Raw genomic sequence first — 21,982 nt, 5'->3', positions numbered from 1 at the left:
CATTTCTTATAAAATATAGTGGTAATAATAAATTATTATCATAGTAATCTATTTTCGTTAAACTCTCAGGATCATCTTTGTTCTAGGACTAAAATTAAGAGAGTTTTTTCCGAGTTTATTCAAGAGAAATGATATTTCCTACCCTACCTTATCATTGTCCACACACAATTCATGTCAAACGAATGAAAGTAAATCCCTCTGTGAAAATCGCACATAAAAGAATTAAAACCTATTCTGGGTTTATTATTCACCTTACTTTTGATAGCGTTTTCAAGCAATTCACACCATACTACTGATTTTTTCAAGCTTTTGACAACCAAATAAGGATTCTTTGAATCTTATTTAAATTTCGTAAAAGGAGGAGGACAAATGAAATACAATTTCGATGAAATTGTAAACCGACGAAATACGTTCTCAGTGAAATGGGATGCTGGAGAATTTTTGAAAGAAAGGGGTTTTACAGAAAGATACGATAATGACACAATCCCATTATTTACAGCTGATATGGATCTACCTGTTCCACAACCTTTGATAGAAGCACTACATAAAACAGTAGACCATCGAATTTTTGGGTATTCGATTTTTTCAGACGAATATTATGAATCCATTCAGAATTGGTTCAAGAGACGACATGATTTGGAGATTAAGAAAGAGGAAATCATCTATAGTCCTGGCACAGTACATGCATTAAATATAGCCGTTAAAGCATTCACCGAACCTGGTGATGGAATCATCATCCAACGCCCTGTCTATCCGCCATTTACTTCGGTAATCGAAGGAAATAATAGAACAGTTTTAAATAATGCATTAAAGTGCAATGAGGAAGGGTATTATTCCATCGATTTTGAAGACTTCGAGGCAAAAGCAAAAGAGGAATCAGCTAAGATGTTTATCTTATGTAATCCACATAATCCGACTGGAAGACTTTTTAATCAGGAGGAACTTAAGAAATTGTCAGAAATCTGTGCGGAACATAATGTTCTGATCATTGCAGATGAAATTCATGGTGACCTGATAAGACGTGACCAAACATTTATACCAATCGCCAAGGCATCCACTAGTGATGATCATATTATTACTTGTACAGCTATTAATAAAACATTTAATGTTGCTGGGCTTCATTGTACCAATATTATCATCCCTAATCCTGACCATCGAAAAACATTTAGTGACACATTAGGCTTTCAATTGGCATCTCCTTTCACGATGGCTGCGTTAATCTCTGTCTACAATGATGGAGAGGAGTGGTTAGAACAATTGAAAGAATATATTGACGGAACATTAGAATATTCAAAACAGTTTCTAGCTGAAAGAATGCCAAAAGTAAAGGTTAGAATTCCTGAAGGAACATATGTCATGTGGATGGATTTCAGCGGGTATGGTATTTCTCCAGAAGAAGTTCACGATCGTATTTATAATCGCGCGAACGTCCTATTAGAAGATGGAAAAATGTTTGGTGAAGAAGGCTTGCACTACCAACGAATATGTATCCCATCTCCTCGACCAATGATAAAGGAAGCATTGGAACGAATTGCGAGAGAATTTGAAGACTTACATTAAAAAATTAGCAATCTATCAAACTAGTAGATTATACATTTTTAATTTGATAAGGAGGAAAGTAAATTGAAGTATATCAAATCGATAAAATGGATAGCGATTATCACAGCGATCGTAGTTATTTTAGCAGGTTGTTCAGGTGGTGGTACAAAAGAAACATCTTCAAATTCCAAAAATACAAACGATGATACTCAGAATGAACCAACTAAAGGCGGTGAATTTACATTTGCTTTGGCCACAAATCCAGATAATTTAGATCCACACCAAGCTGGATATGCTGTTAGTGTCCGTGCATTTAGAACAATGTTTGATAGTTTAGTAGTTCAGAATGAGGATAACACAATCAGCCCATGGCTCGCAACGAAATGGACGATCTCTGAAGATGGAAAAAGCTATGAATTTAAACTCCGAGAAGATGTAAAATTCCACGATGGAACACCATTTAATGCGGAAGCAGTTAAATATAACTTTGATCGAATGGTTGGTCCGGATATTCAGCCAGGATATGCACGATATCTTCTAGTTGATTATGAATCATCAGAGGTAATTGATGAATTCACGGTAAAAATTAATTTAAAAAATCCAAACGCTGCCTTTTTAAGCTTTCTAAGTCAAGGATTTATCGGTATGGCATCACCAACTGCGGCAGAGGCTGCTGGTAAGCAATTTGGAATGTCTCCTGTTGGAACTGGCCCATTTAAGTTTGTAAAATGGGTAGAAAACTCTGAACTTGTCGTAGAGAGAAATCCAGATTACAACTGGGGTCCTGCTGGAATTGTTGAAAATCAAGGACCAGTTCATGTTGATAAAATTACCTTCAAGATTATTCCTGAAGAAGCAACAAGAATAGGAAGTGTTCAAAGTGCTCAAGTGTTAGCTGGGGAAACAGTTCCTCCGCAAAATGTCCTCAGCATGCAAAACGATCCAAATGTAGAATTACTTCAAATTGATACAAAGGGATTACCGTACACATTGTTCTTTAATCAAACAAGAGAACCATGGAGTGATGTAAGAGCTCGTGAAGCGATTAAATCCGCACTCGATATTGATGCGATTGTTCAAACGCTCTATTTTGGTACTTACACCCGTGCATGGTCACCACTAGCTCCAGGGATGTTAGGCTATGATGAATCGTTGGAAGGAAGTTTTAGTCGTGATTTAGATCAAGCCAACCAATTATTAGATGAACTTGGATATAAAATGGGTGCAGACGGTGTTCGTATAAAAGATGGTAAAAAACTAGCAATCCAATATCTTGATGCATCTCCAAACAGGGAAAAACGTAATGACATTGCAATCATGGTTCAACAGCAGCTTAAGGAAATTGGGATAGAAGTCAATATTGAAATTACACAAGACATCACGACGGCTATTACAAATCTTAACTATGATGTATATGGAAACAGTGCTGTAAACTCTGACTCACATGGGTTATACCAATTCTATCACTCTCCAATACCAAACCAAATCTTTCTTCCAGGAAAGTCGGAAGATGAAGAACTTGACAGTTTGCTTGAAAAAGGTGGAATTGAGCAGGATCAAGAGAAACGTGAAGAGTTGTACAAACAAGCACAGCAACGAATTATGGAAAGTGTTGTATCGATTCCAATCTATGTATTCCCATATACAGTTGCCGCACATAAAAGTGTAGATGGAATTAAGTTTGACCGTTTAGGTTACCCATTATTTAATGATGTATCTATCTCAAAATAATCTTGCAATCAATTTCGTAAATGCTGCTAAAAGGAGTTGGTAACTATTGAATAGGATGATTATCTCAAGGATTGCGACTTCCCTGATAGCGATATTCGGATCATTGGTTCTCGTATTTACCATCATGAACCTATTACCTGGTGATCCTGTTATGTCGATGATAGATCCAAATACTGCCACACCGGAAATGATTGAAGCTCTTCGGGTACAGTTAGGACTCGATCAACCACTATATATGCAGTTTTGGAATTATATATCTGGAATGCTAGTTGGTGATTTTGGCACATCTTTTGCGAATAGCGAGCCTGTACTACCAAAAATAATCGCGCATCTACCAGCTACCTTGTTTTTAACACTAATGAGTGCCATTTTTTCTGTCGTAATTGGGGTATCGCTAGGAGTATTATCCGCTATTTACCAAAATCGCTGGATTGATATTTTAGCAAGATTAGTAGCACTATTTGGAATTTCGATGCCAACATTCTGGTCTGGGATCCTACTTATCATGATTTTCTCCCTACAACTAGGCTGGTTCCCAGCAATGGGCTCAGATGGATTTATGACACTCATCCTTCCGTCACTATCACTTGGTTTTATTGGCGCAGGTCTTATCATCCGAATGGTACGTAGTAGTATGGTTGAAGTCATAAATGAACAATTTATTGTCACACTCCGAGCAAAGGGATTATCAGAAAGAATTGTCATGTATCGCCATGCACTGCGAAATGCATTAATTCCAGCAATCACCATCATCGGTATTAATATTGGAGAACTGATGGCAGGTACGGTCGTTATTGAGACTGTCTTTTCTAGACAAGGGCTAGGTAGAGTAATAGCTGATGCCATTTTGGCAAAAGACTTACCGGTTATTCAAGGAGCTGTGTTCATTTCCGCCATTGTATATGTAACGGTGAATTTATTAGTAGACTTATCATATTCAGTTATTGACCCTCGGGTTCGGCGTTCATCTTAACCAATTAGTATGATTTCAATTCTAGATATGCACGATGATTGTATTGTGCATATCTAGAAATCCATGCAATCTAATTAAAGAGGGGGAACAAAATGAAAGAAGCGATGGAAACGAAGCAAGCGATGGAGCTACCTGAAGTCAAAAGCTTAAAACTGAAGACGCGCTTCTCTGTTACTAACTTTTTCGTAGCTTTGTCTGGTATCGTTATATTTTTCATTATTTTATTTGCACTTTTCCCACAGTGGCTAGCTCCGTATTCACCAACACAAATGAACCCAAGTCAGATTTTAAGTCCTCCAAGTTCCGCTCATTGGTTTGGTACAGACTATTTTGGAAGAGATGTATTAAGTCTAGTCATTTATGGTAGTCGTGATTCCTTACTAATCGGATTTGCATCCGTTCTTGTCGGTGGAATCATCGGAGGAATAATTGGCTCAATTTCAGGTTATCAAGGTGGAGTTGTCGATACAATTTTCATGCGATTTATTGACATTTTAATGACGATACCTGGCATTTTACTTGCGATTGCGATTGCTGCTGCTTTGGGGCCTAGTCTAATGAATATTGTTTTAGCCGTTGCGGTTGCCGCCATTGCAGGGTATGCACGGATTATGCGTGGTCAAGTGATTAGTATTAAGAAACGTCCTTATATTTCAGCATCCCATTCAATTGGAACAAATAATTTGAGGATCTTTATATGGCATGTTCTTCCAAATTCATGGGCACCCATGTTTGTCATGGCAACGATTGGATTAGGGACTTCCATCTTAATTGGAGCCGGCTTGAGTTTCTTAGGTTTAGGTGTCATTAAGGAAATACCTGACTGGGGTGCGCTCCTTTCACAAGGAAGAGGCTACATATCTGTTGCGTGGTGGATCTCTACATTTCCAGGACTTGCAATTACATTATTCGTACTCTCAGTTAACGTAATCGGCGATTATCTTCGTGATCGTTTTGATCCAAAAACGAATCGGACTAGATAGGTAGGAGGGAAGTAGAATGAAACAACTGCTAGATGTTCAACATTTAAAGGTTGATTTTGCTACGAAAAATGGATATTTAACAGCAATTCGAGAAATCACGATGGACATTAAAGTAGGAGAAACAGTCTGTATCGTAGGAGAATCAGGTAGTGGAAAAACAGTTGCATCTAAAACGATTATGAGATTAATCGATTACGAGAATGGTTTAATAACTAGTGGAAGTATCGGCTTTGGTGGCGATGATTTAGCAAAAATTTCTCAAAAAAAACTACGTTCCATTCGGGGAAAGAAGATCGCCATGATATTCCAGGAACCAATGTCTGCATTCGACCCCGTTTTTTCAATTGGAAGTCAAATTATTGAAATGATTTTGGCACATCAGGATACAACAAAAGCGAAAGCAATAAAACATGCGGTTTATTTACTTAATCGAGTTGGGATCCCAGAACCAGAACTTCGATTAAAGCAATATCCAAATGAATTATCAGGCGGTATGTTACAGCGAGCAATGATTGCGATGGCACTTGCCTGCGGACCAGAATTACTTATTGCCGATGAGCCAACAACAGCACTTGATGTGACAATCCAAGCCCAAATCCTACAATTACTTCAGGAACTGAAAGATGAATTTGGGATGTCCATTCTGCTCATCACACATGACATGGGAATTGCAGCAGAAGTAGCGGATCGAATCATTGTCATGTACTCGGGAAGCATTGTAGAAGAGGCAACGATTTCACAATTATTTGAAACACCACATCATCCATATACACGTGGCCTGCTTCAATCAATACCAAAGCTGGATAGCGATCGCAGTCAAAAGCTGTTTTCAATTGATGGTACAATTCCAAGTTTGTCTGATTTGCCAACTGGCTGTAGCTTCCATCCGCGTTGTTCGTTTGCTACAAATCGTTGCAAACAAGAAAATCCTCCATTAATAGATGTGAATGGACGGAGGACGGCTTGCTGGTTTGCAGAAGAACTAGTAGAACGAGAGGATTGGTTACATCAGACAATTCCTTCTGTGGAAAAACCGAAACTACCGACATTCGTAGCTGAAAAGGAAGGTACGAAGGAAATAGATGTGATTTCTAGTCCAATCTTTGAAGTGAAGGAACTGAAAAAGTATTATCCTATTGGTTCTAGTTTCCTTAATCGTTCACCTAAATTTGTTCGTGCTGTAGATGATGTTTCTTTTACGATAGAAAAAGGTGAAACATTCGGTCTCGTCGGTGAATCAGGTAGTGGTAAGTCTACACTTGGTCGAGTCCTTCTCCAGCTAGAAAAGGCAACTGCAGGAAACGTCCAATTTGAAGGAAAAGATCTCGCTAAATTAAGTAAAAGAGAGCTACAAGCAACAAGAAGACATATGCAAATGATTTACCAAGACCCATATGGTTCTGTGAATCCACGTTGGAAAATTGGAGATATCATTGGAGAGCCTCTAACCGTCCATGAAGCATTAAGTAAACAAGAAAAAAGACAAAGGGTAGAAGAGCTCTTACAAGTTGTTGGACTTAATGCAAATGCGATTGAACGGTATCCACATGAGTTTTCAGGTGGTCAACGTCAAAGAATAGCAATTGCAAGGGCGATTGCACTCAATCCAAAATTTGTGTTAGCGGATGAAGCCGTATCCGCATTAGACGTGTCTGTTCAAGCACAGATTGTTAATTTAATGCAAGACTTACAAAGAAATCTTGGTTTAACTTATTTATTCATTGCTCATGGTCTTAATGTTGTCCGTTACATTTCAGATCGCATTGGTGTCATGTATTTAGGGAAAGTCGTAGAAATTGCTTCAAGTGAAGAACTGTTTAAACGACCATCCCATCACTATACGAAAGGATTACTAGAATCCATACCAGTAGCCAATCCTTCAGAGCGCAGGGAATTGTCAGCAATCCAAGGTGAAATTCCTTCACCAGCCAATCCACCTTCTGGATGCAGGTTCCATACACGCTGCCCTGCAGCAACAGAGCGGTGTAAACAAGAAGAGCCAGCATTTCGTGAAATAAGTAAAGGTCATTGGGTTGCTTGTCACGATCCAGCCTTTTCCTATTAATATCTTAATAATTATACGATAAGGAGAGTGCTTTTGAATGAAAACGACTGAAACGTTTAATCATGAGGTCAATTCCTATCAATCGGCGGTCCAATTAGAAGATTATGTCATTGGTCTGCGCAGAGATCTTCATCTACACCCTGAAATTGGATTACAAGAAGTCCGGACAATGAACGTTGTAACAGATGAATTAGAAAAGATGAATATCAAATATGAGATTGTGCAGAATGGTGGAATTATCGGATATATCGATGGTGAGCAAGAGGGAAAATCAATTGTATTACGTGCTGATTTGGATGCACTACCAATGAAAGAAGAAGAAACGAATTTAAATCAAAAGAAGAATGTCGTTTCTACAACTTCGAATGCCGCACATACATGCGGACATGACGGACATACTGCCATGTTATTGGGAGCAGCAAAAATTTTATCTGAAAACAAAGATAAACTAAAAGGGAAAGTGATCCTTGCCTTTGAGCAAGGGGAAGAAATGGGTGGTGGTATCTTCAACTTAATGGAACGATTGATTGAAATCGGGGCAGATGGTGTATGGGGAATCCACCTGAAATCAGATATCCCTTCTGGAAAAATCTCAGTAGACCCTGGTCCAAGAATGGCAAGTGCTATGCCGATTAATGTCATCATTAAAGGGACTGGAGGGCATGGTTCGCGTCCTGACCTCGTGAATTCGCCATTAGATTGTTTTGTGGATTTCTATAACAATATCAAACAAATGAGAATAGATTCGTTAGATCCTTTTAAACCGATTACATTATCAATTGGCACAATAAAAGCAGGTACTGTTGGAAATATTATTCCAGAAACCATTCAATTTTCTGGTAGTTTCAGATATTTGCATTATGATCAAGGAGTAAGAGCCGAAAAGGAATTTAAAAGACTACTAGAAAAAACATGTGCTTTACATGAATGTGAGTATGAATATGTAGGGAAAAACCAAGCTATGGGTCTGTTTGTATACAATCAAGAGGAGTGTGCAGAGATTGCACATGAAGCCGTTAAGAAATCGATCGGTGAAGAGGCACTTTATCAATATCCGGCATGGATGGCTTCTGAGTCCTTTAGTTTCTTCCAAAAATATTTCCCAGGGGTTTTCGCCTTTGTCGGCATTCAAAACGAGGAGAAGGGGACAGGGGCAGAGCATCATAACCCACATTTTGATATTGATGAAGATGTATTAAAACTTGGTGTCGCAGCTACTGTGCAATATACAATTGATTTTTTGAACAGTGAGAAGGAAATTAACTATGATACTGAACAAAAAAGCTTACAGGAAGTTATGAAAGAATTAGGCAATAAATAATATAAAACGGATTACTATAAGGAGGATTTTCAATGGGAGAACAAGGTTTATATCAAAGATCAAATATTCGTAGATTAGCAGAATTAGGCAAACTTACGCCAGAAACTTTTAGAGCTTTTTTAAATTTTGACAGGTTAGCCTTAGGAGAAGGACTTCTACCAAAGAAAACGAAGGAATTAATCGCCATCGCTGTTGCACATGTCACAGGTTGCCCTTATTGTATTGACGGGCATGTAACGGCGGCAAAAAAACTAGAGGTTTCGAAAGAAGAAATAATCGAGGCCGTTATGGTGGCTACTGCATTAAAAGCAGGTTCCGCATTTGCTCATGGATTCATTGCACTTAGTTCTTTTGATCAATCTACAGAAGAAGACCTATACGCACGTTCGAATACGGAGAAACGTCATGAATTAAAAGAACTACATCCGGATGCTGTTGCAGCTTTTGCAAAATTTGATGCCCAAGCAAGTAAGGCTGGCCTTTTATCTCGAAAAGAGAAGGAACTAATTGCGATTGCTGTGGCTCATGTGACGGGTTGCGCCTATTGCATCGATGCCCATGCCAAAAAGGGGAAACAATTAGGAATTTCACGTGAGGAAATGGCAGAATCCATCTTTGTTGCAACTGCATTAAAAGCAGGTTCTGCGCTTGCTCATAGTGTGAATGCTTTAAATGCATATGATGAAGTCTGATAGCTCGTCTAGGAAGGATTGTTCGATTACAAAGAACGAACTATACAGAAATAGCTCCAAAGAGCCATTGGCCTATATAAGGATGAAGGCTATCTGTAAGGATTAACGTTAATGGGGGCCAAAAGGGTGAAAATTCCAAAGACATTAGCTTCACTTGGGTATCGTGATTATCGTCTACTATGGTTTAGTTCTGCCTTAGCGAATTCAGGACAATTTGCCTTTACTATAGCGGCAAGCTGGCTTATTTTCTCGATTACCAAATCAACAGCATTAGTAGGAATTGCAATGTTTGCTACAATGATTCCCGGTGTATTATTTGGACCGATTATTGGTGTATTGGTCGACCGGATTCATCGTCGAAAATTATTATCGTTTGCCATTTTTGTAAACGCAACAAATCTGGGGACCTTGACCATCTTAAGTATAGTAGGCTTGGTCACACCTTGGGTCATAATTGCATGTGCGTTTTTATTAGGCATTTGTTTCAATATCCAAATGACGTGTACTAATGCGATGATGCCAAGTTTAATTCCTAAAGAAATTTTATTTAATGGGACTGCCTTACAAGGAACAATCTCACATGGGGCCGGTTTTTTAGGCTCAGCTATTGCAAGTCCGATTCTCGTCTTATTTGGACCCTATGCTGTATTTGGATTATGCTTTTTTCTTTATTTATCCGCTGGTATTCAATCGTTATGGGTCCACTTCTCACAATCTAGTAATCGTACTGATCGGTTAAATATCAAAAATGTGTTTAAACCTGTAATCGAAGGATTCGTTTATATTAGGAGAACTCCATTATTAGAATTAATGATTATGATGGTATTTTTCCATTGTATCCTGACAATGGCATATACCTCTCTTTTACCTGAATTTATTTCTACAGAAATAGGTGGAAATAGTGGAGTCTATGGAACATTAACGATGTTTATCGGTCTAGGTGCAATTATTGGTAACTTAAGTACAGCTGCTATTTCGACGATGCGAGGTCAAGGAATTCTTTATATTGTCATGGCAATCGCAAGTGGGCTCACTCTGTTCTTCTTAGGGTTAACCCAATCAGTCTTTATGGCATTCTTCATAGGACTTGCAGTTGGTGGCACACAAGCGGTCTTTATGGCCATTAATCTCGCATTTGTTTTACGATTTGCCAATGATGAATTTCGAGGTAGGGTCGCAAGTGTTAACTTTATTTTTGCATCAGGCGCTATGGCATTAGGTAATTTTTTATATGGAGCAATCAGTGAAGTCATCCCACCTAAACTAAATATGCTGACAACCGGAGGTCTATTTGTCATCCTAGTCGTCATTATGCTTGGGTTCTCATCAGGCTTACGTTCACTTTATCAAAAACGAGAACATTTCTCCCAGGAACAACAAATATCGGCAAATATGTAGTAAGAGAATCTACATTTAATAAAAAAGGTAGGAGGAAGAATAATGTCACAACTTCAAAAAGGTATGCAAGCACCCAACTTTTTAATTGAAACGCCGTGGGTTAAATCTAATCTTAACGATATCCTAGGTGATAAAACTACTATTCTTGTATTTTTAAGATATTATGGTTGCCCGCTATGTCAATTAGATATTCGCACATTAGCAGCTGGTTATGAAAAGATAAAAGAAAACAATGCACAGGTTCTCGTTGTCTTGCAAACTGAAGCAGATCTATTAAAAGAACAGATTGGCGATGATGAAATGCCGTTAACTCTTGTCGGCGACCCTGAACATGAAATTTTTAAACTTTATCATGTTCATCCCGGCAAGACTCAGGAAGATCTTGTTTCAGAAGAAGTACTTAAGAAAATAAATATCGCAAATGATTTGGGAATAACAAAATTGGAAAATAACGGAAAACAAAACGAATTACAGTTACCAGCGACTTTTATCATTAATTCAAATGGTGTTCTAGAATATGTACGGTATGGTACAAATGCAGCAGACATCCCAAGTATAGAAGAACTTGTTGATATAACAACCGTTACCACTCAATAAGTTGCAATAAGAAGACCAACAAGCGTGGGTCGTGTATCTTTAACTATCTCTATTACATTGACTCACGAATGATTTTAATCATTCGTGAGGAATCTGTTACAAAGCTATTTTTCGGTTTGATCAGCTATGATTTTTGATATCATAATATATTTTTGGAAATCTTCAGTTGAAAATTGTTCTAGGTTTTTGAGATGTTTTGCATATTCTCTTTTATCCAGTTCTTTATGAAAGTCATACACGACTTTTCCTTTTGGAGTTAATTCGATAATAAGCTCTCTTTTGTTATCCGGATTTTGATATTTTACAACCAATCCCTTTTTCACTAGCTTATCAACCATTTGTGAAACAGCACCTTTTGTACGATTGGTTAATTGGGCAATTTCAGTTGTTGTGGTTTGTCCTATATCGCCAATGAAATTTAGATTATGTGCTTCAACCATAAAGAGTTCATCATCAGTTCCATAAGTTCTCGGGATACTTTCATAGGAATGAATGACACGTGATATTTCATAAGCGGCTTCCATCAGATCATAAAATATTTTCTCTCTATCCATTCCTTCTTCACCTCCCTTTTTTTCCTGTTTTTTCTATTTTACCATATAAAAATGCTGATAAATGAAGAGAAGTAAAAAATTGTAAGATTTATAAAAAAAGACAATAAAAAACATTCAGAATATTATTGACAAAATAATAGTTTAGTTGCTAAACTGTTTATGAAAACGCTTAATTATTTTTTAAGAGAGGAGAAACATGATGAAATACGATTTTGATAGTATTGTCGATCGCAGAAATACGTACTCCTTAAAGTGGGATGGCGGGGAATTTATTAAGGCGGCTGGACTTACCGAAAGATATGATAATGAGACCATCCCACTATTTACAGCGGACATGGATTTGCCCATTCCACAACCTATGTTAAATGCACTTCACAGAACAGTCGATCAACGGATTTTCGGTTATTCTATTTTTCCAAATGAGTACTATGAAACGATTCAAAATTGGTTTAAGAGAAGACATGATTGGGATATTGAGAAAGAGGAAATTGTTTATAGCCCTGGTACTGTTCACGCCTTGAATATAGCGGTCCGTGCCTTAACTAAACCTGGTGATGGGATTATCATTCAACGTCCTGTTTATCCACCGTTTACAAACGTGGTTGTAAATAATGGTAGAGTCATTCGCAACAATATGTTGAATTGTGATGACGAAGGCTATTACTCTATCGACTTTGAAGATTTTGAAAGGAAGGCAAAAGAAGAAAATACAACGATGTTTATTCTTTGCAATCCGCATAATCCAGTCGGAAGAATTTTTACCAACGAAGATTTAAAGAGACTTTCAGATATATGTGCGGAAAACAACGTAATCATCGTTGCTGATGAAATCCATGGGGATTTAATTCGAAAAAATCAAACCTTTACGCCGATTGCTAAGGTGGCTAGCAGTACAGACCATATCATTACATGTACAGCTATCAATAAGACCTTTAATGTGGCAGGGCTGCACTGTACGAATGTAGTGATTACAAATCCGGAAGTGAGAAAAACCTTTAGTGAGCAAATGGGGATGCAATTGCCTTCACCATTTACGATTTCTGCTCTAATCGCTGCCTATAATGAAGGAGAAGATTGGCTAGACCAGTTAAAGGAGTATCTTGATAATCAGTTAGAATTCGTAAAGGATTTCCTAGCAAAAGAAATGCCTACTGTAAAGGTTCGAATTCCTGAAGGTACGTACGTGATGTGGCTAGATTTCAGAGGATATGGCCTCACATCGAAAGAGGTTCATGACCGAATCTATAATCAAGCAAATGTCATATTAGAAGATGGGGAAATGTTTGGTGAAGAGGGAACTGGTTATCAAAGGATCTGTATCCCATCACCTAGACCACTTATAAAGGAAGCACTAGAAAGAATTGCAGCACAATTCCAAGATGTTGAAGAAAAGTCCTATATAAAAGCAATAGACTGATAGCCAAATTGTCGTAAAAGGGGGAAAAGTAGATGGGAGAAAAACAACCTATAGTAGAGGCTCCGGTGGTAGAGAATCAGAGTTCAACAAAGGACTTAAAACGTGTTCTAGGTAGAGGGGACCTAATGGGTATTGCAGTAGGGCAAATTATTGGAGCCGGTATATTTGCCCTTACAGGTGTAGCGATTGCCATGACCGGAAAATCAGTAAACATAGCATTTATGGTAGCTGCTGTTTTTGTCATTATCATAGCCTTAACACAAATTTTAATAAGTGGAACAGTCCGACTTAGAGGTGGATTTTATACACAGGCGGCTCTTCTTGTAGGGGAGCGCTTCGCTGGATTTTGGACAATTATCTATATCGTATCGAATATTTCCATTGCGATGTACGCCTTATCGTTTGCTGATTATTTCTTAGCGCTCGTACCGGGTCTCAATTCTACACTAATAGCGGTGCTTGTCCTCACAATTTTTTACGTGATTAATTTATTTGGTGTGAAGGAAGCTGCACTCGTCCAAAATATCATGGTTATTACGATGGCATTAGCACTTACTGCCTTTATCGTTTATGGAATGCCACAGATTCAACCAGGCTATTTCTCAGGTGCTGACTTTATGCCAAGTGGAACGATGGCAATCTTCTCAGCAGCTGCTTTATTAACTTTTGCAACAGGGGGCGCCTCGGTTATTATGAACTTTGGGGCAGAGGCAAAAAATCCAACAAAGGATATCCCGTTTGTCTTAATTGTTTCCACACTAGCTGTTGCGTTAGTTTATGCTTTAATGGCTACAGTTGCTGCTGGAGTCCTTCCGATTGGTGATGTAGCTAATCAACCATTGACAGTTGTAGCTTTAGAAATTTTACCATATCCATTGTATGTATTCTTTATTGTCGGTGGTGCGATGTTTGCTTTAGCTACCACATTAAATGCCACATTTGGTTGGGTTACAAAGCCAGTTTTACAGGCGAGTATCGATGGGTGGTTGCCGAAACAATTAGGTGCTATTAATGAAAAGTTCAAAACGCCACACGTATTATTGACGATTTTCTTTGTATTAAGTTTAATTCCAGTTATAACAGGATGGGATATTAGTGGAATTGCAAACTTTGCTCTTATTTTAAATAATGTTTTACTTCTTGTTCTTTCTTTAGCTACGGTTCGATTACCAAAGGTTGTACCAGACTTATGGAATAAATCTAAATTTCGCATCTCCAATACGGCACTTTGGTTTGTCAGTATTTTGGCAACGGTCACTGCAGGCTTTCAAGTGTACTTATTAATGCAAGGTCTAACGACCACATTAGTAATTGGAAATATCGTATTATTAATCATTGGCGCTTTATATGCTTATTTCAGACATAAATCAGGTAAGGTCCAAATGGAAATTAGCTATGAAGAATCCTAAATAATAAAACGAGGAACACTGAACTAAGTACCTCGTTCTAGATAAACCGGCTCTCGTGTGAGTCGGTTTATTTTTTTGAGCAAAAACTCACTAAGTTGGGCTTAACGTCACTACCACTATTTTTGTAAGACCTTAATAAGGATATAAATCTTTGTTTTTTGTATATATATTACAAATGGTATGTTCAAGAATGTATAGAGACGGTAAGATTGACTTGAAGAATCAAATCTTATTAGAGGAGGCTTGCCATGAAAGATATCCTCATGAATTACATGGCTAAATATACATCGCTAAATGAAGCTGAACAACAGGCCATTATCGACGCTATACTAATAGAAAAGTTTGAAAAGGGGACCTATCTCATCAAACAGGGGGATACTCCAACTAAGAATTGTTACTTTGTATTGAATGGGTGTGTCAGACAATACCAAATTGATGAAGATGGAAAAGAGGTTACTTCCAATTTTTATACGGAAGATCAATTTATTCTGTTATTTAATATGGAAGAACCAGATCAATCATCCGTTTACTCATTAACATGCATAGAAGACTGTGTATTGGTTGTTGGTGACTTTAAGTCCGAACAAGAAATGTATAGTCAATATACGGAGCTTGAAACCATGACACGCCGCATGATGGAAAACTACCTTGTCCAATCTCAACATGAATTTGCAACATTTATTCGTTCTTCTCCAGAAGAACGCTATAAAACAATCATCAAAAATCGACCAGAACTCCTCAAACGTGTGCCTCAACATCAATTGGCAAGCTACCTTGGTATGACACCAGAGTCATTAAGTAGAATCAAAAAACGAATTCAATAAATAACCTTCCATCTTAACTTAAGTCAATGCCGCATTTACATTTTCCGATTACAATCATTAAAAAAGGGGTAAAAGGAGGACGGAGATGAGAGCAATTATCTCTGAAAGATATGGATCACCAGATACACTTAAACTACGTGAGGTCGCTACACCCACACCTAAGGAAAATCAAGTGCTAGTAAGGGTTAAAGCTTCATCGCTTAATTTTGGCAATCTGGTTTTATTAACAGGGAAACCAAGGTTAGCCCGGCTAGCGTTTGGGCTTATGAAACCGAAATACTCGATTCCTGGTGGTGATATGGCTGGAATAGTGGAAGCGATAGGTGAGAATGTTACCCAATTCCAGGTGGGAGATGAGGTATATGGAGACCTATCGAGCAGTGGCTTTGGCGCTTTTGCGGAATATGATGTTGTCGATGAAAAGACATTGGCTTTAAAACCTAATAATCTATCATTTGCAGAAGCAGCGGCCGTGCCCATGGCGGCTACCACCGCTTTACAAGCCATAAGGGACAAAGGGATGGTAAGGGCAGGACAGAACGTATTAATCTATGGTGCTTCAGGCGGTGTGGGAACATTTGCCGTTCAAATTGCGAAGGCATTAGGTGGCGAGGTAACAGCTGTAGTAAGTACTAGAAACGTAGATATCGCAAAGTCTATTGGTGCCGACCATGTGATTGATTATAAAAAAGAAGATTTTGCCAACCATGATCAGACTTATGATTTGATCCTTGGCGTGAATGGCGGTCAATCTATATCTACCTATAAAAGTAAGCTAAAAGAAAATGGTGTATTCATTCATGTTGGTGGCGAAATTAGTCAAATGTATCAGACGATGCTACAAAGATCTTGGTTTTCCATGACTGGAAAAAAGAAATTTAGTACGTTTTTGCAAAGGGCGAACCAAAAGGATTTAGTGGTAATGAAAGAGCTTATTGAAGAAGGAAAAGTAACACCAGTAATTGATAGACGCTATTCCTTACCTGAGGTTCCAGAAGCCTTTAGATATTTTGCAGAGGGACATTCGCAGGGGAAGGTTGTTATCACAATATAATATGGAAGCACAGAAAGTAATAATCCCCATGAATGTTGTTATATCAACATTTATGAGGATTTTTTATTTTTAATGAATATTGTTTATCGTCTTAGTTGTTGATTGGAAATTGAAACTTTTTAACGCTTGATTCGTAAATAAAATAAAGAATAGTTGGCAAGGTTCTAAGTGAACATGTAACAGTATGACAAAGAATAATCTTTACTGAGGTAGGAGGTGTTTTGTTGGAAAATCATGTTGATGATATAAAAGCGATTCTAAGAAAGCTCAGGAGTTCCATCAGTGAAGAAATTTCGAAAAAACTTAATTTAGATAAAAGTGAACGAGTGATTGAAAAGCTAGGTCCCTTATCGTCAAGCTGTGAGGAATGTCAAGAACAATTGCTTGAATTAAAGGATTCTTCCGTCCAGCTTGAAGCCAACGCAGACCGTATAGGGGATTCTGAAATTAAACACCATAAACAATTAATCACTGGGATTATTTCTCATCTCCAAAAAAAGCATCAATTCGTGACAGAGGGATTTTATCTTGGACTTTACATGTCCATAGGAATTAGCTTGGGTGTCGTGTTTGGATTGACTATTTTTGATAATATTGGGTTAGGAATACCGATTGGAATGAGTATAGGCATCGCAATCGGAGTAGGTCTCGATGCAGATGCTAAGAAAAAGGGTAAAACAATATAGCTTTATAATGAAAAGGTCATTTTTAAAATCATAAGGTATATTCAAAATCTTTTTGTAGTGGACGAAGAGAAAATAAAAGAATTTTTGAAGTACTTATAAATCGCAACGGTGGCAGGGGGGAACCTTTAAAGTTTCCAATGAATTAATGACGTTCTACCCTGATTACCGTATAGAAAAAGAGCTACATAGCATCCTAATAAAAGAAGGAACCAAGGCGGTTCCTTTTTAAATTAATGATTATTTGGGTTTTTTAGCTGAGATTTACTTCCACGCTTGGAGTTATATTCTTTTCCTTTATTATTATCCCCACTCGCCATCTCTTGACCGAATTCTGTTTCCAATTTTCCACCGCTGCTCGGAGAATTCTGGTTCTGACTACCTTTATTAACACGTTTTGTCATCATTTACACCTCCATTTCAATGCATTATTATCATGCCAAGCTTTTTATTTTTCATAACAACATCTATTGAAAAGATAGTCAGAGTAGAGACATAAAGAAAATTGATAGAAAGTAATATAGAAGCCGGAATCACATTAGTTTATAGAGAGAATTCAATCCACTAACGCGTCACTGATCCAAGAAGGATTAATGTACTTTTTTGTTGAAGTTAATATGCTAACAAGTAGGTTAGTATAACCAGTGTAGTCAAGAAGTCGAAAGGAGGATGGTTATGGTTTATATTGCTCTTCTTCGGGGAATTAATGTGGGTGGGAAAAATAAAATTGACATGAAGATGCTTAAACAAACGTTTGGACAAGCCGGGATGAATGATGTGGTGACATACATCAATACAGGTAATATTATTTTTTCATACGAAGGCCTATCCAAAACTGAACTATCACGTTTATTGGAAGAGGCAATACATAAAGATTTTGGATTACAAATTAAAGTAGTAGTGCGTAGTGTCGATGATGTTAGAGGAATCATTAACGCTATTCCTGACACGTGGAAAAATGACAAAGACATGAAAAGTGATGTTATGTTTTTATGGGATGAAATTGATGATGAATCTGTACTCGAAAATCTGGTCATTAAGACAAATATTGACACGGTAAAATATGTTCCCGGCGCAATCCTGTGGTCCGTTGATAAGAAAAATGTAACCAAAAGTGGAATGTCAAAGATCATTGGAACCAAGATATATAAGCAAGTTACGGTAAGAAATGTTAACACCGCTCGTAAAATATATGAACTGATGCAAGCGCAAAATAGTTAGTTCTAAGTAAATTTAATTGGAGGTATTATGATGAAGCCACGAATTTCAGTTATAACATTGGGTGTAGATGACTTGGAAAGGTCGTTGAAATTTTACAAGGATGGACTTGGACTACCCACAGAAGGAATAGTAGGTCAAGAATTTGAGCATGGTGCCGTTGCCTTTTTTGATTTACAATCTGGATTAAAACTTGCCATTTGGAAACGTAAGGATATCGCTCATGATACAAGCATAAACCAGACACCGGTTAGTCCAACTGAATTTACGATTGGGCATAATGTTGGGAGTAAAGAAGACGTCAATCTGGTATTGGAACAGGCAAGGAAGGCTGGTGCCACTATTACCGTACCAGCACATGATACCTTTTGGGGAGGATACTCTGGATATTTTCAAGACCCAGACGGGCATTTGTGGGAAGTAGTTTGGAATCCAGCTTGGGAATTAGCAGAATAAGAAATGATTATAAAGGGCTTAGAGAGGGAAATGGGTCAGTGGACCTGTCCCTCTGTCCCACTAGGTCAATAAATAAAAAGGAAGTCAGTCCCTTCGAACTAACTTCCTCACATATTGAAATCTATTAATAAAATCTCTTAAATCCTTCAAAATGATTTTTCCAATAAGAATCATTTACATTCGAAATAATAACGCCAGTATCTGAAGCATGAATGAATTCATTGTTGCCAATATAAATCCCAACATGAGAAATACCAGGCTTATAGGTTCCCTGGAAGAATACTAAGTCGCCGATAGTAGGTGTATTTACATAATAGGAGCGCATATGGTAGCCTTCGCTTGAATAGCGATTGGTATTTAATCCTGCTTCCTTATAAGCGAAATAAATAAACCCACTACAGTCAAATCCGTTAGGTGAAGACCCACCCCAGGCGTAGCTCGCTCCCAATTGATTCTTAGCCACTGTAATCAACTGATCAACATTATAGCTAATAGTTGTTGGTGGCGGTGTTTCAACTTTAGGAGTTTCTACTTTGACTCCATCACCGATATTTAGCTTTTGCCCAATATAAATCATATCTGATTTCAAGCTGTTCCATGTCTTAAGGTTTGCCACAGTCACTTTATATTCAAGTGCAATTCTTGACAAGGTGTCACCTGACTTAACTGTATAAATAGTAGCAGATAGAACCTGTTCTACCGGAGGCTTCTCTGTTTTCTCGGGAGTAGCGTTATTAGGTTGCTCTGTTTTCTCAGGAGTAGAGCTATTTGGTTTCTCAGTTGTACTTACAACAAACACATTTCCTGGAAAAATTAGAGTAGAATTCAAGTTGTTCCACTTCATTAGATCATTAAGTGAAATCTTATGCTTTATTGCAATGCCACTTAGTGTATCACCAGATTTTACCGTGTATGTAGATGCCTTTGATGGACTCGTATTTTGATTTTCTTTGACATGCGTAGGTTGCGTGCTGTTGTTTGTTGAATTGTTGGTGGAATTTCCTTCTGTCAGAAGAACTTGGTTCGGGAATATCATATCGCTTGTTAAATTGTTAAAGGACTTTAATTGTGTAACAGTAATATTATGCTTTTGCGCAATCTTCCACAGTGAATCACCACTCTGAACCTTGTATGTACTTGCTGCTGCAGTTTCACCCGCACCATATAATGCAGTGGCAATGAATGCAGCCGTAGTCACGGACATATATATTTTCTTATTACCCAACGTTTGTACCTCCTCACAAATCTACTATTCTAATCAATTATTATACTATAGTCTTGTCTAGATTTGTAGATTTTTGTGGAAGTAGAGGAATAGTTATCCATTCCTAAGTGTGAAAAAAATTTAAGCACAAAAAGATATTTGAAAATTTAAACAAGTGTGATAAACTAACTTTAGTTTAGAATATGAAAACTGAGTTTTATAATGTAAAACAAAATCTCCCTATTCTCCTAGTTAAGCCATACTCAAAAATCAAGCTCGATGAAGTTCCCGCATGAATTAGAAATGCAAAAACAAAGTGTTACGAAAAAATTTTATAAAAGGAGTGCGCTTATATGCAAACAGAAATGAAGGAAATAACGTACAAAAACTTTATTAACAATCAGTGGGTTGAGTCCGCATCAGAGGTAACCATCAAAAGTATAAACCCAGCAGATAAAGAAGAAATTGTCGGATATGTTCAAAGTTCCACGGTTGAGGACCTTGATAATGCTGTGAAGTCTGCACATCATGCGAAAAAGGGATGGAGGAAGCTAGGGCAGGCAGCAAGGGGGCAAATTCTATACAAAGTCGCAAATATTCTAGAAGAAAACCTAGAGGATATTGCTGAAACGATGACAAGAGAAATGGGTAAAACTCTTCCTGAGGCAAAAGGTGAAACGGCTCGTGGCGTTGCGATTCTTCGCTATTATGCTGGGGAAGGAATGCGGAAGGACGGCGATGTTATTCCATCATCTGATAAGGATGCGCTTATGTTCACCAAGCGTACCCCTCTTGGAGTGGTTGGCGTAATAACACCTTGGAATTTTCCAGTGGCTATACCAATTTGGAAAATAGCACCCGCTCTTGTGTATGGAAACACCGTTGTATTTAAATCAGCTACAGAAGCAGCAGTAACTGCCGCAAAAGTAGTCGACTGCTTTGCTAAAGCAGGACTTCCTGAAGGAGTAATAAATTTTATTACTGGTTCAGGTTCTGTCATTGGCCAGAAACTAATTGATCATCCGCTATTAAATGCTATTACCTTTACTGGTTCTGAAACTGTAGGTGAAAATGTCGCCAAATCTGCAGCAGCGAGAGGGATCAAGTTTCAGCTGGAGATGGGAGGAAAGAATCCTGTCATTGTTACAAAGGATGCCAATTTAGACAGTGCCGTAGAGGCTGTTATTAGCGGTGCCTTTCGCTCTACTGGCCAAAAATGTACGGCGTCAAGCCGTGTCATTGTTGAATCGGAGGTTTACGAAGCATTTAAAGAAAAGTTGATTCAAGAGACAGAAAAAATAACGGTTGGATCCGGATTAAAAGAAGGAATCTGGATGGGGCCATGTGCAAGTGAAAGTCAGTTCCGAACTGTAATCAAGTATATTGAACAGGGAAAAGAAGAGGGTGCTTCCTTGATTTACGGAGGAGAACCATTGACAAATGGTGAACATGCCAAGGGATATTATGTCTCACCAACGATTTTTGAACATGTAACACCGGAAATGAGTATAGCACAGGAGGAAATTTTCGGTCCGGTCATCGCTCTGTTTAAAGTAGCTAATTTAGAAGAGGCGATTGATCTTGCAAACGAGACAAAGTACGGATTAAGTGCGTCAATTTTTACCACGAATATTGGCTCATTGCTTGAGTTTATCGATGAAATCGAAGCTGGCCTTGTCCGAATTAATGCTGAAAGTGCTGGTGTAGAACTTCATGCGCCATTTGGAGGTATGAAGGCATCTAGCACCGGTTCACGTGAACAAGGAGAAGCGGCGAAAGAATTTTATACCTCCATCAAAACTGTATTTATTAAGGGGTAATCTAAACGAACAAAAGGGGGATTCTGATTATAGACCCCCCCTAC

The 21,982-nt window shown here is 38.0% G+C and carries 20 protein-coding genes; 17 read left to right on the top strand and 3 right to left on the bottom strand.

Annotated features, from left to right (window positions below; translation table 11 throughout):
• The first annotated feature begins 369 nt into the window (after positions 1 to 369).
• The 9 genes from V7112_RS13070 (at position 370) to V7112_RS13030 (ending at position 11,299) form a co-directional block, all read left to right on the top strand.
• Entirely contained in the window at positions 370 to 1,560 is a 1,191-nt protein-coding gene (locus V7112_RS13070) for a MalY/PatB family protein (RefSeq protein WP_335420284.1), read from the top strand.
• Between the two features lie 63 nt (positions 1,561 to 1,623).
• Positions 1,624 to 3,270, top strand: a complete 1,647-nt coding sequence (locus V7112_RS13065) for an ABC transporter substrate-binding protein (RefSeq protein WP_335420281.1) — start codon at positions 1,624 to 1,626, stop codon at positions 3,268 to 3,270.
• 55 nt (positions 3,271 to 3,325) lie between these two features.
• Positions 3,326 to 4,243: an ABC transporter permease gene (locus V7112_RS13060; protein ID WP_438823891.1), complete on the top strand. Its 918-nt coding sequence runs from the start codon at positions 3,326 to 3,328 to the stop codon at positions 4,241 to 4,243.
• Positions 4,244 to 4,335: 92 nt separating this feature from the next.
• On the top strand, positions 4,336 to 5,226 hold the full coding sequence (locus V7112_RS13055) for an ABC transporter permease (RefSeq protein ID WP_335420274.1): 891 nt from the start codon (positions 4,336 to 4,338) through the stop codon (positions 5,224 to 5,226).
• Between the two features lie 16 nt (positions 5,227 to 5,242).
• On the top strand, positions 5,243 to 7,291 hold the full coding sequence (locus V7112_RS13050) for a dipeptide ABC transporter ATP-binding protein (protein WP_335420270.1): 2,049 nt from the start codon (positions 5,243 to 5,245) through the stop codon (positions 7,289 to 7,291).
• 37 nt (positions 7,292 to 7,328) lie between these two features.
• The gene (locus V7112_RS13045) at positions 7,329 to 8,612 is read left to right on the top strand and encodes an amidohydrolase (protein WP_335420267.1); all 1,284 of its coding nucleotides are present in this window, start codon (positions 7,329 to 7,331) and stop codon (positions 8,610 to 8,612) included.
• Between the two features lie 32 nt (positions 8,613 to 8,644).
• Complete coding sequence (locus V7112_RS13040) at positions 8,645 to 9,304, top strand: carboxymuconolactone decarboxylase family protein (RefSeq protein ID WP_335420265.1); 660 nt, start codon at positions 8,645 to 8,647, stop codon at positions 9,302 to 9,304.
• Between the two features lie 126 nt (positions 9,305 to 9,430).
• Positions 9,431 to 10,702, top strand: coding sequence for an MFS transporter (locus tag V7112_RS13035; RefSeq protein WP_335420260.1), 1,272 nt, complete (start codon positions 9,431 to 9,433; stop codon positions 10,700 to 10,702).
• A 42-nt stretch (positions 10,703 to 10,744) separates the two neighbouring features.
• Complete coding sequence (locus V7112_RS13030) at positions 10,745 to 11,299, top strand: redoxin domain-containing protein (RefSeq protein WP_335420257.1); 555 nt, start codon at positions 10,745 to 10,747, stop codon at positions 11,297 to 11,299.
• A 104-nt stretch (positions 11,300 to 11,403) separates the two neighbouring features.
• Here V7112_RS13030 and V7112_RS13025 read toward each other — a convergent pair whose 3' ends face one another.
• Complete coding sequence (locus V7112_RS13025) at positions 11,404 to 11,853, bottom strand: MarR family winged helix-turn-helix transcriptional regulator (protein WP_335420254.1); 450 nt, start codon at positions 11,851 to 11,853, stop codon at positions 11,404 to 11,406.
• 199 nt (positions 11,854 to 12,052) lie between these two features.
• Between V7112_RS13025 and V7112_RS13020 the strand changes: the two genes are divergently transcribed.
• The 5 genes from V7112_RS13020 to V7112_RS13000 all read left to right on the top strand — a co-directional run bounded on the left by V7112_RS13020 (position 12,053) and on the right by V7112_RS13000 (position 17,243).
• A complete protein-coding gene (locus V7112_RS13020; RefSeq protein ID WP_335420251.1) occupies positions 12,053 to 13,270 on the top strand; it encodes a MalY/PatB family protein in 1,218 nt (405 codons plus the stop codon).
• A gap of 32 nt (positions 13,271 to 13,302) precedes the next feature.
• Entirely contained in the window at positions 13,303 to 14,679 is a 1,377-nt protein-coding gene (locus V7112_RS13015) for an APC family permease (RefSeq protein WP_335420249.1), read from the top strand.
• A gap of 248 nt (positions 14,680 to 14,927) precedes the next feature.
• Positions 14,928 to 15,503, top strand: a complete 576-nt coding sequence (locus V7112_RS13010; protein ID WP_335420246.1) for a Crp/Fnr family transcriptional regulator — start codon at positions 14,928 to 14,930, stop codon at positions 15,501 to 15,503.
• Positions 15,504 to 15,588: 85 nt separating this feature from the next.
• Positions 15,589 to 16,557, top strand: a complete 969-nt coding sequence (locus V7112_RS13005) for an NAD(P)-dependent alcohol dehydrogenase (RefSeq protein WP_335420244.1) — start codon at positions 15,589 to 15,591, stop codon at positions 16,555 to 16,557.
• Between the two features lie 224 nt (positions 16,558 to 16,781).
• Positions 16,782 to 17,243, top strand: coding sequence for a hypothetical protein (locus V7112_RS13000; RefSeq protein ID WP_335420242.1), 462 nt, complete (start codon positions 16,782 to 16,784; stop codon positions 17,241 to 17,243).
• A gap of 230 nt (positions 17,244 to 17,473) precedes the next feature.
• Here the strand turns inward: V7112_RS13000 and V7112_RS12995 are convergent, their stop codons facing one another.
• Positions 17,474 to 17,647 (bottom strand): imidazoleglycerol-phosphate dehydratase, encoded by a 174-nt coding sequence (locus V7112_RS12995; RefSeq protein ID WP_335420239.1) that lies wholly within the window; start codon positions 17,645 to 17,647, stop codon positions 17,474 to 17,476.
• A gap of 268 nt (positions 17,648 to 17,915) precedes the next feature.
• Between V7112_RS12995 and V7112_RS12990 the strand changes: the two genes are divergently transcribed.
• Complete coding sequence (locus V7112_RS12990) at positions 17,916 to 18,461, top strand: DUF1697 domain-containing protein (RefSeq protein WP_335420236.1); 546 nt, start codon at positions 17,916 to 17,918, stop codon at positions 18,459 to 18,461.
• A 30-nt stretch (positions 18,462 to 18,491) separates the two neighbouring features.
• A complete protein-coding gene (locus V7112_RS12985; RefSeq protein WP_335420233.1) occupies positions 18,492 to 18,914 on the top strand; it encodes a VOC family protein in 423 nt (140 codons plus the stop codon).
• Between the two features lie 124 nt (positions 18,915 to 19,038).
• Here the strand turns inward: V7112_RS12985 and V7112_RS12980 are convergent, their stop codons facing one another.
• A complete protein-coding gene (locus V7112_RS12980; RefSeq protein ID WP_335420231.1) occupies positions 19,039 to 20,139 on the bottom strand; it encodes a C40 family peptidase in 1,101 nt (366 codons plus the stop codon).
• A gap of 332 nt (positions 20,140 to 20,471) precedes the next feature.
• Between V7112_RS12980 and gucD the strand changes: the two genes are divergently transcribed.
• Positions 20,472 to 21,938: an alpha-ketoglutaric semialdehyde dehydrogenase GucD gene (gucD, locus tag V7112_RS12975; RefSeq protein ID WP_335420228.1), complete on the top strand. Its 1,467-nt coding sequence runs from the start codon at positions 20,472 to 20,474 to the stop codon at positions 21,936 to 21,938.
• The last annotated feature ends 44 nt before the right edge of the window (positions 21,939 to 21,982 follow it).

Source organism: Bacillus sp. JJ1566 (assembly GCF_036962685.1).
In the GTDB taxonomy this organism is placed as follows: Bacteria; Bacillota; Bacilli; order Bacillales; family Bacillaceae_L; genus Ferdinandcohnia.
This window is presented reverse-complemented; position numbering and strand designations above follow the sequence as displayed.

Excerpts from the sequence above, each read along its gene's own strand:
- V7112_RS13070 (WP_335420284.1), top strand. The coding sequence starts at position 370 with ATGAAATACAATTTCGATGAAATTGTAAACCGACGAAATACGTTCTCA.
- V7112_RS13060 (WP_438823891.1), top strand. The coding sequence starts at position 3,326 with ATGATTATCTCAAGGATTGCGACTTCCCTGATAGCGATATTCGGATCA.
- V7112_RS13055 (WP_335420274.1), top strand. The coding sequence starts at position 4,336 with ATGAAAGAAGCGATGGAAACGAAGCAAGCGATGGAGCTACCTGAAGTC.
- V7112_RS13050 (WP_335420270.1), top strand. The coding sequence starts at position 5,243 with ATGAAACAACTGCTAGATGTTCAACATTTAAAGGTTGATTTTGCTACG.
- V7112_RS13045 (WP_335420267.1), top strand. The coding sequence starts at position 7,329 with ATGAAAACGACTGAAACGTTTAATCATGAGGTCAATTCCTATCAATCG.
- V7112_RS13040 (WP_335420265.1), top strand. The coding sequence starts at position 8,645 with ATGGGAGAACAAGGTTTATATCAAAGATCAAATATTCGTAGATTAGCA.
- V7112_RS13030 (WP_335420257.1), top strand. The coding sequence starts at position 10,745 with ATGTCACAACTTCAAAAAGGTATGCAAGCACCCAACTTTTTAATTGAA.
- V7112_RS13025 (WP_335420254.1), bottom strand. The coding sequence starts at position 11,853 with ATGGATAGAGAGAAAATATTTTATGATCTGATGGAAGCCGCTTATGAA.
- V7112_RS13020 (WP_335420251.1), top strand. The coding sequence starts at position 12,053 with ATGAAATACGATTTTGATAGTATTGTCGATCGCAGAAATACGTACTCC.
- V7112_RS13015 (WP_335420249.1), top strand. The coding sequence starts at position 13,303 with ATGGGAGAAAAACAACCTATAGTAGAGGCTCCGGTGGTAGAGAATCAG.
- V7112_RS13010 (WP_335420246.1), top strand. The coding sequence starts at position 14,928 with ATGAAAGATATCCTCATGAATTACATGGCTAAATATACATCGCTAAAT.
- V7112_RS13005 (WP_335420244.1), top strand. The coding sequence starts at position 15,589 with ATGAGAGCAATTATCTCTGAAAGATATGGATCACCAGATACACTTAAA.
- V7112_RS12995 (WP_335420239.1), bottom strand. The coding sequence starts at position 17,647 with ATGATGACAAAACGTGTTAATAAAGGTAGTCAGAACCAGAATTCTCCG.
- V7112_RS12990 (WP_335420236.1), top strand. The coding sequence starts at position 17,916 with ATGGTTTATATTGCTCTTCTTCGGGGAATTAATGTGGGTGGGAAAAAT.
- V7112_RS12985 (WP_335420233.1), top strand. The coding sequence starts at position 18,492 with ATGAAGCCACGAATTTCAGTTATAACATTGGGTGTAGATGACTTGGAA.
- gucD (WP_335420228.1), top strand. The coding sequence starts at position 20,472 with ATGCAAACAGAAATGAAGGAAATAACGTACAAAAACTTTATTAACAAT.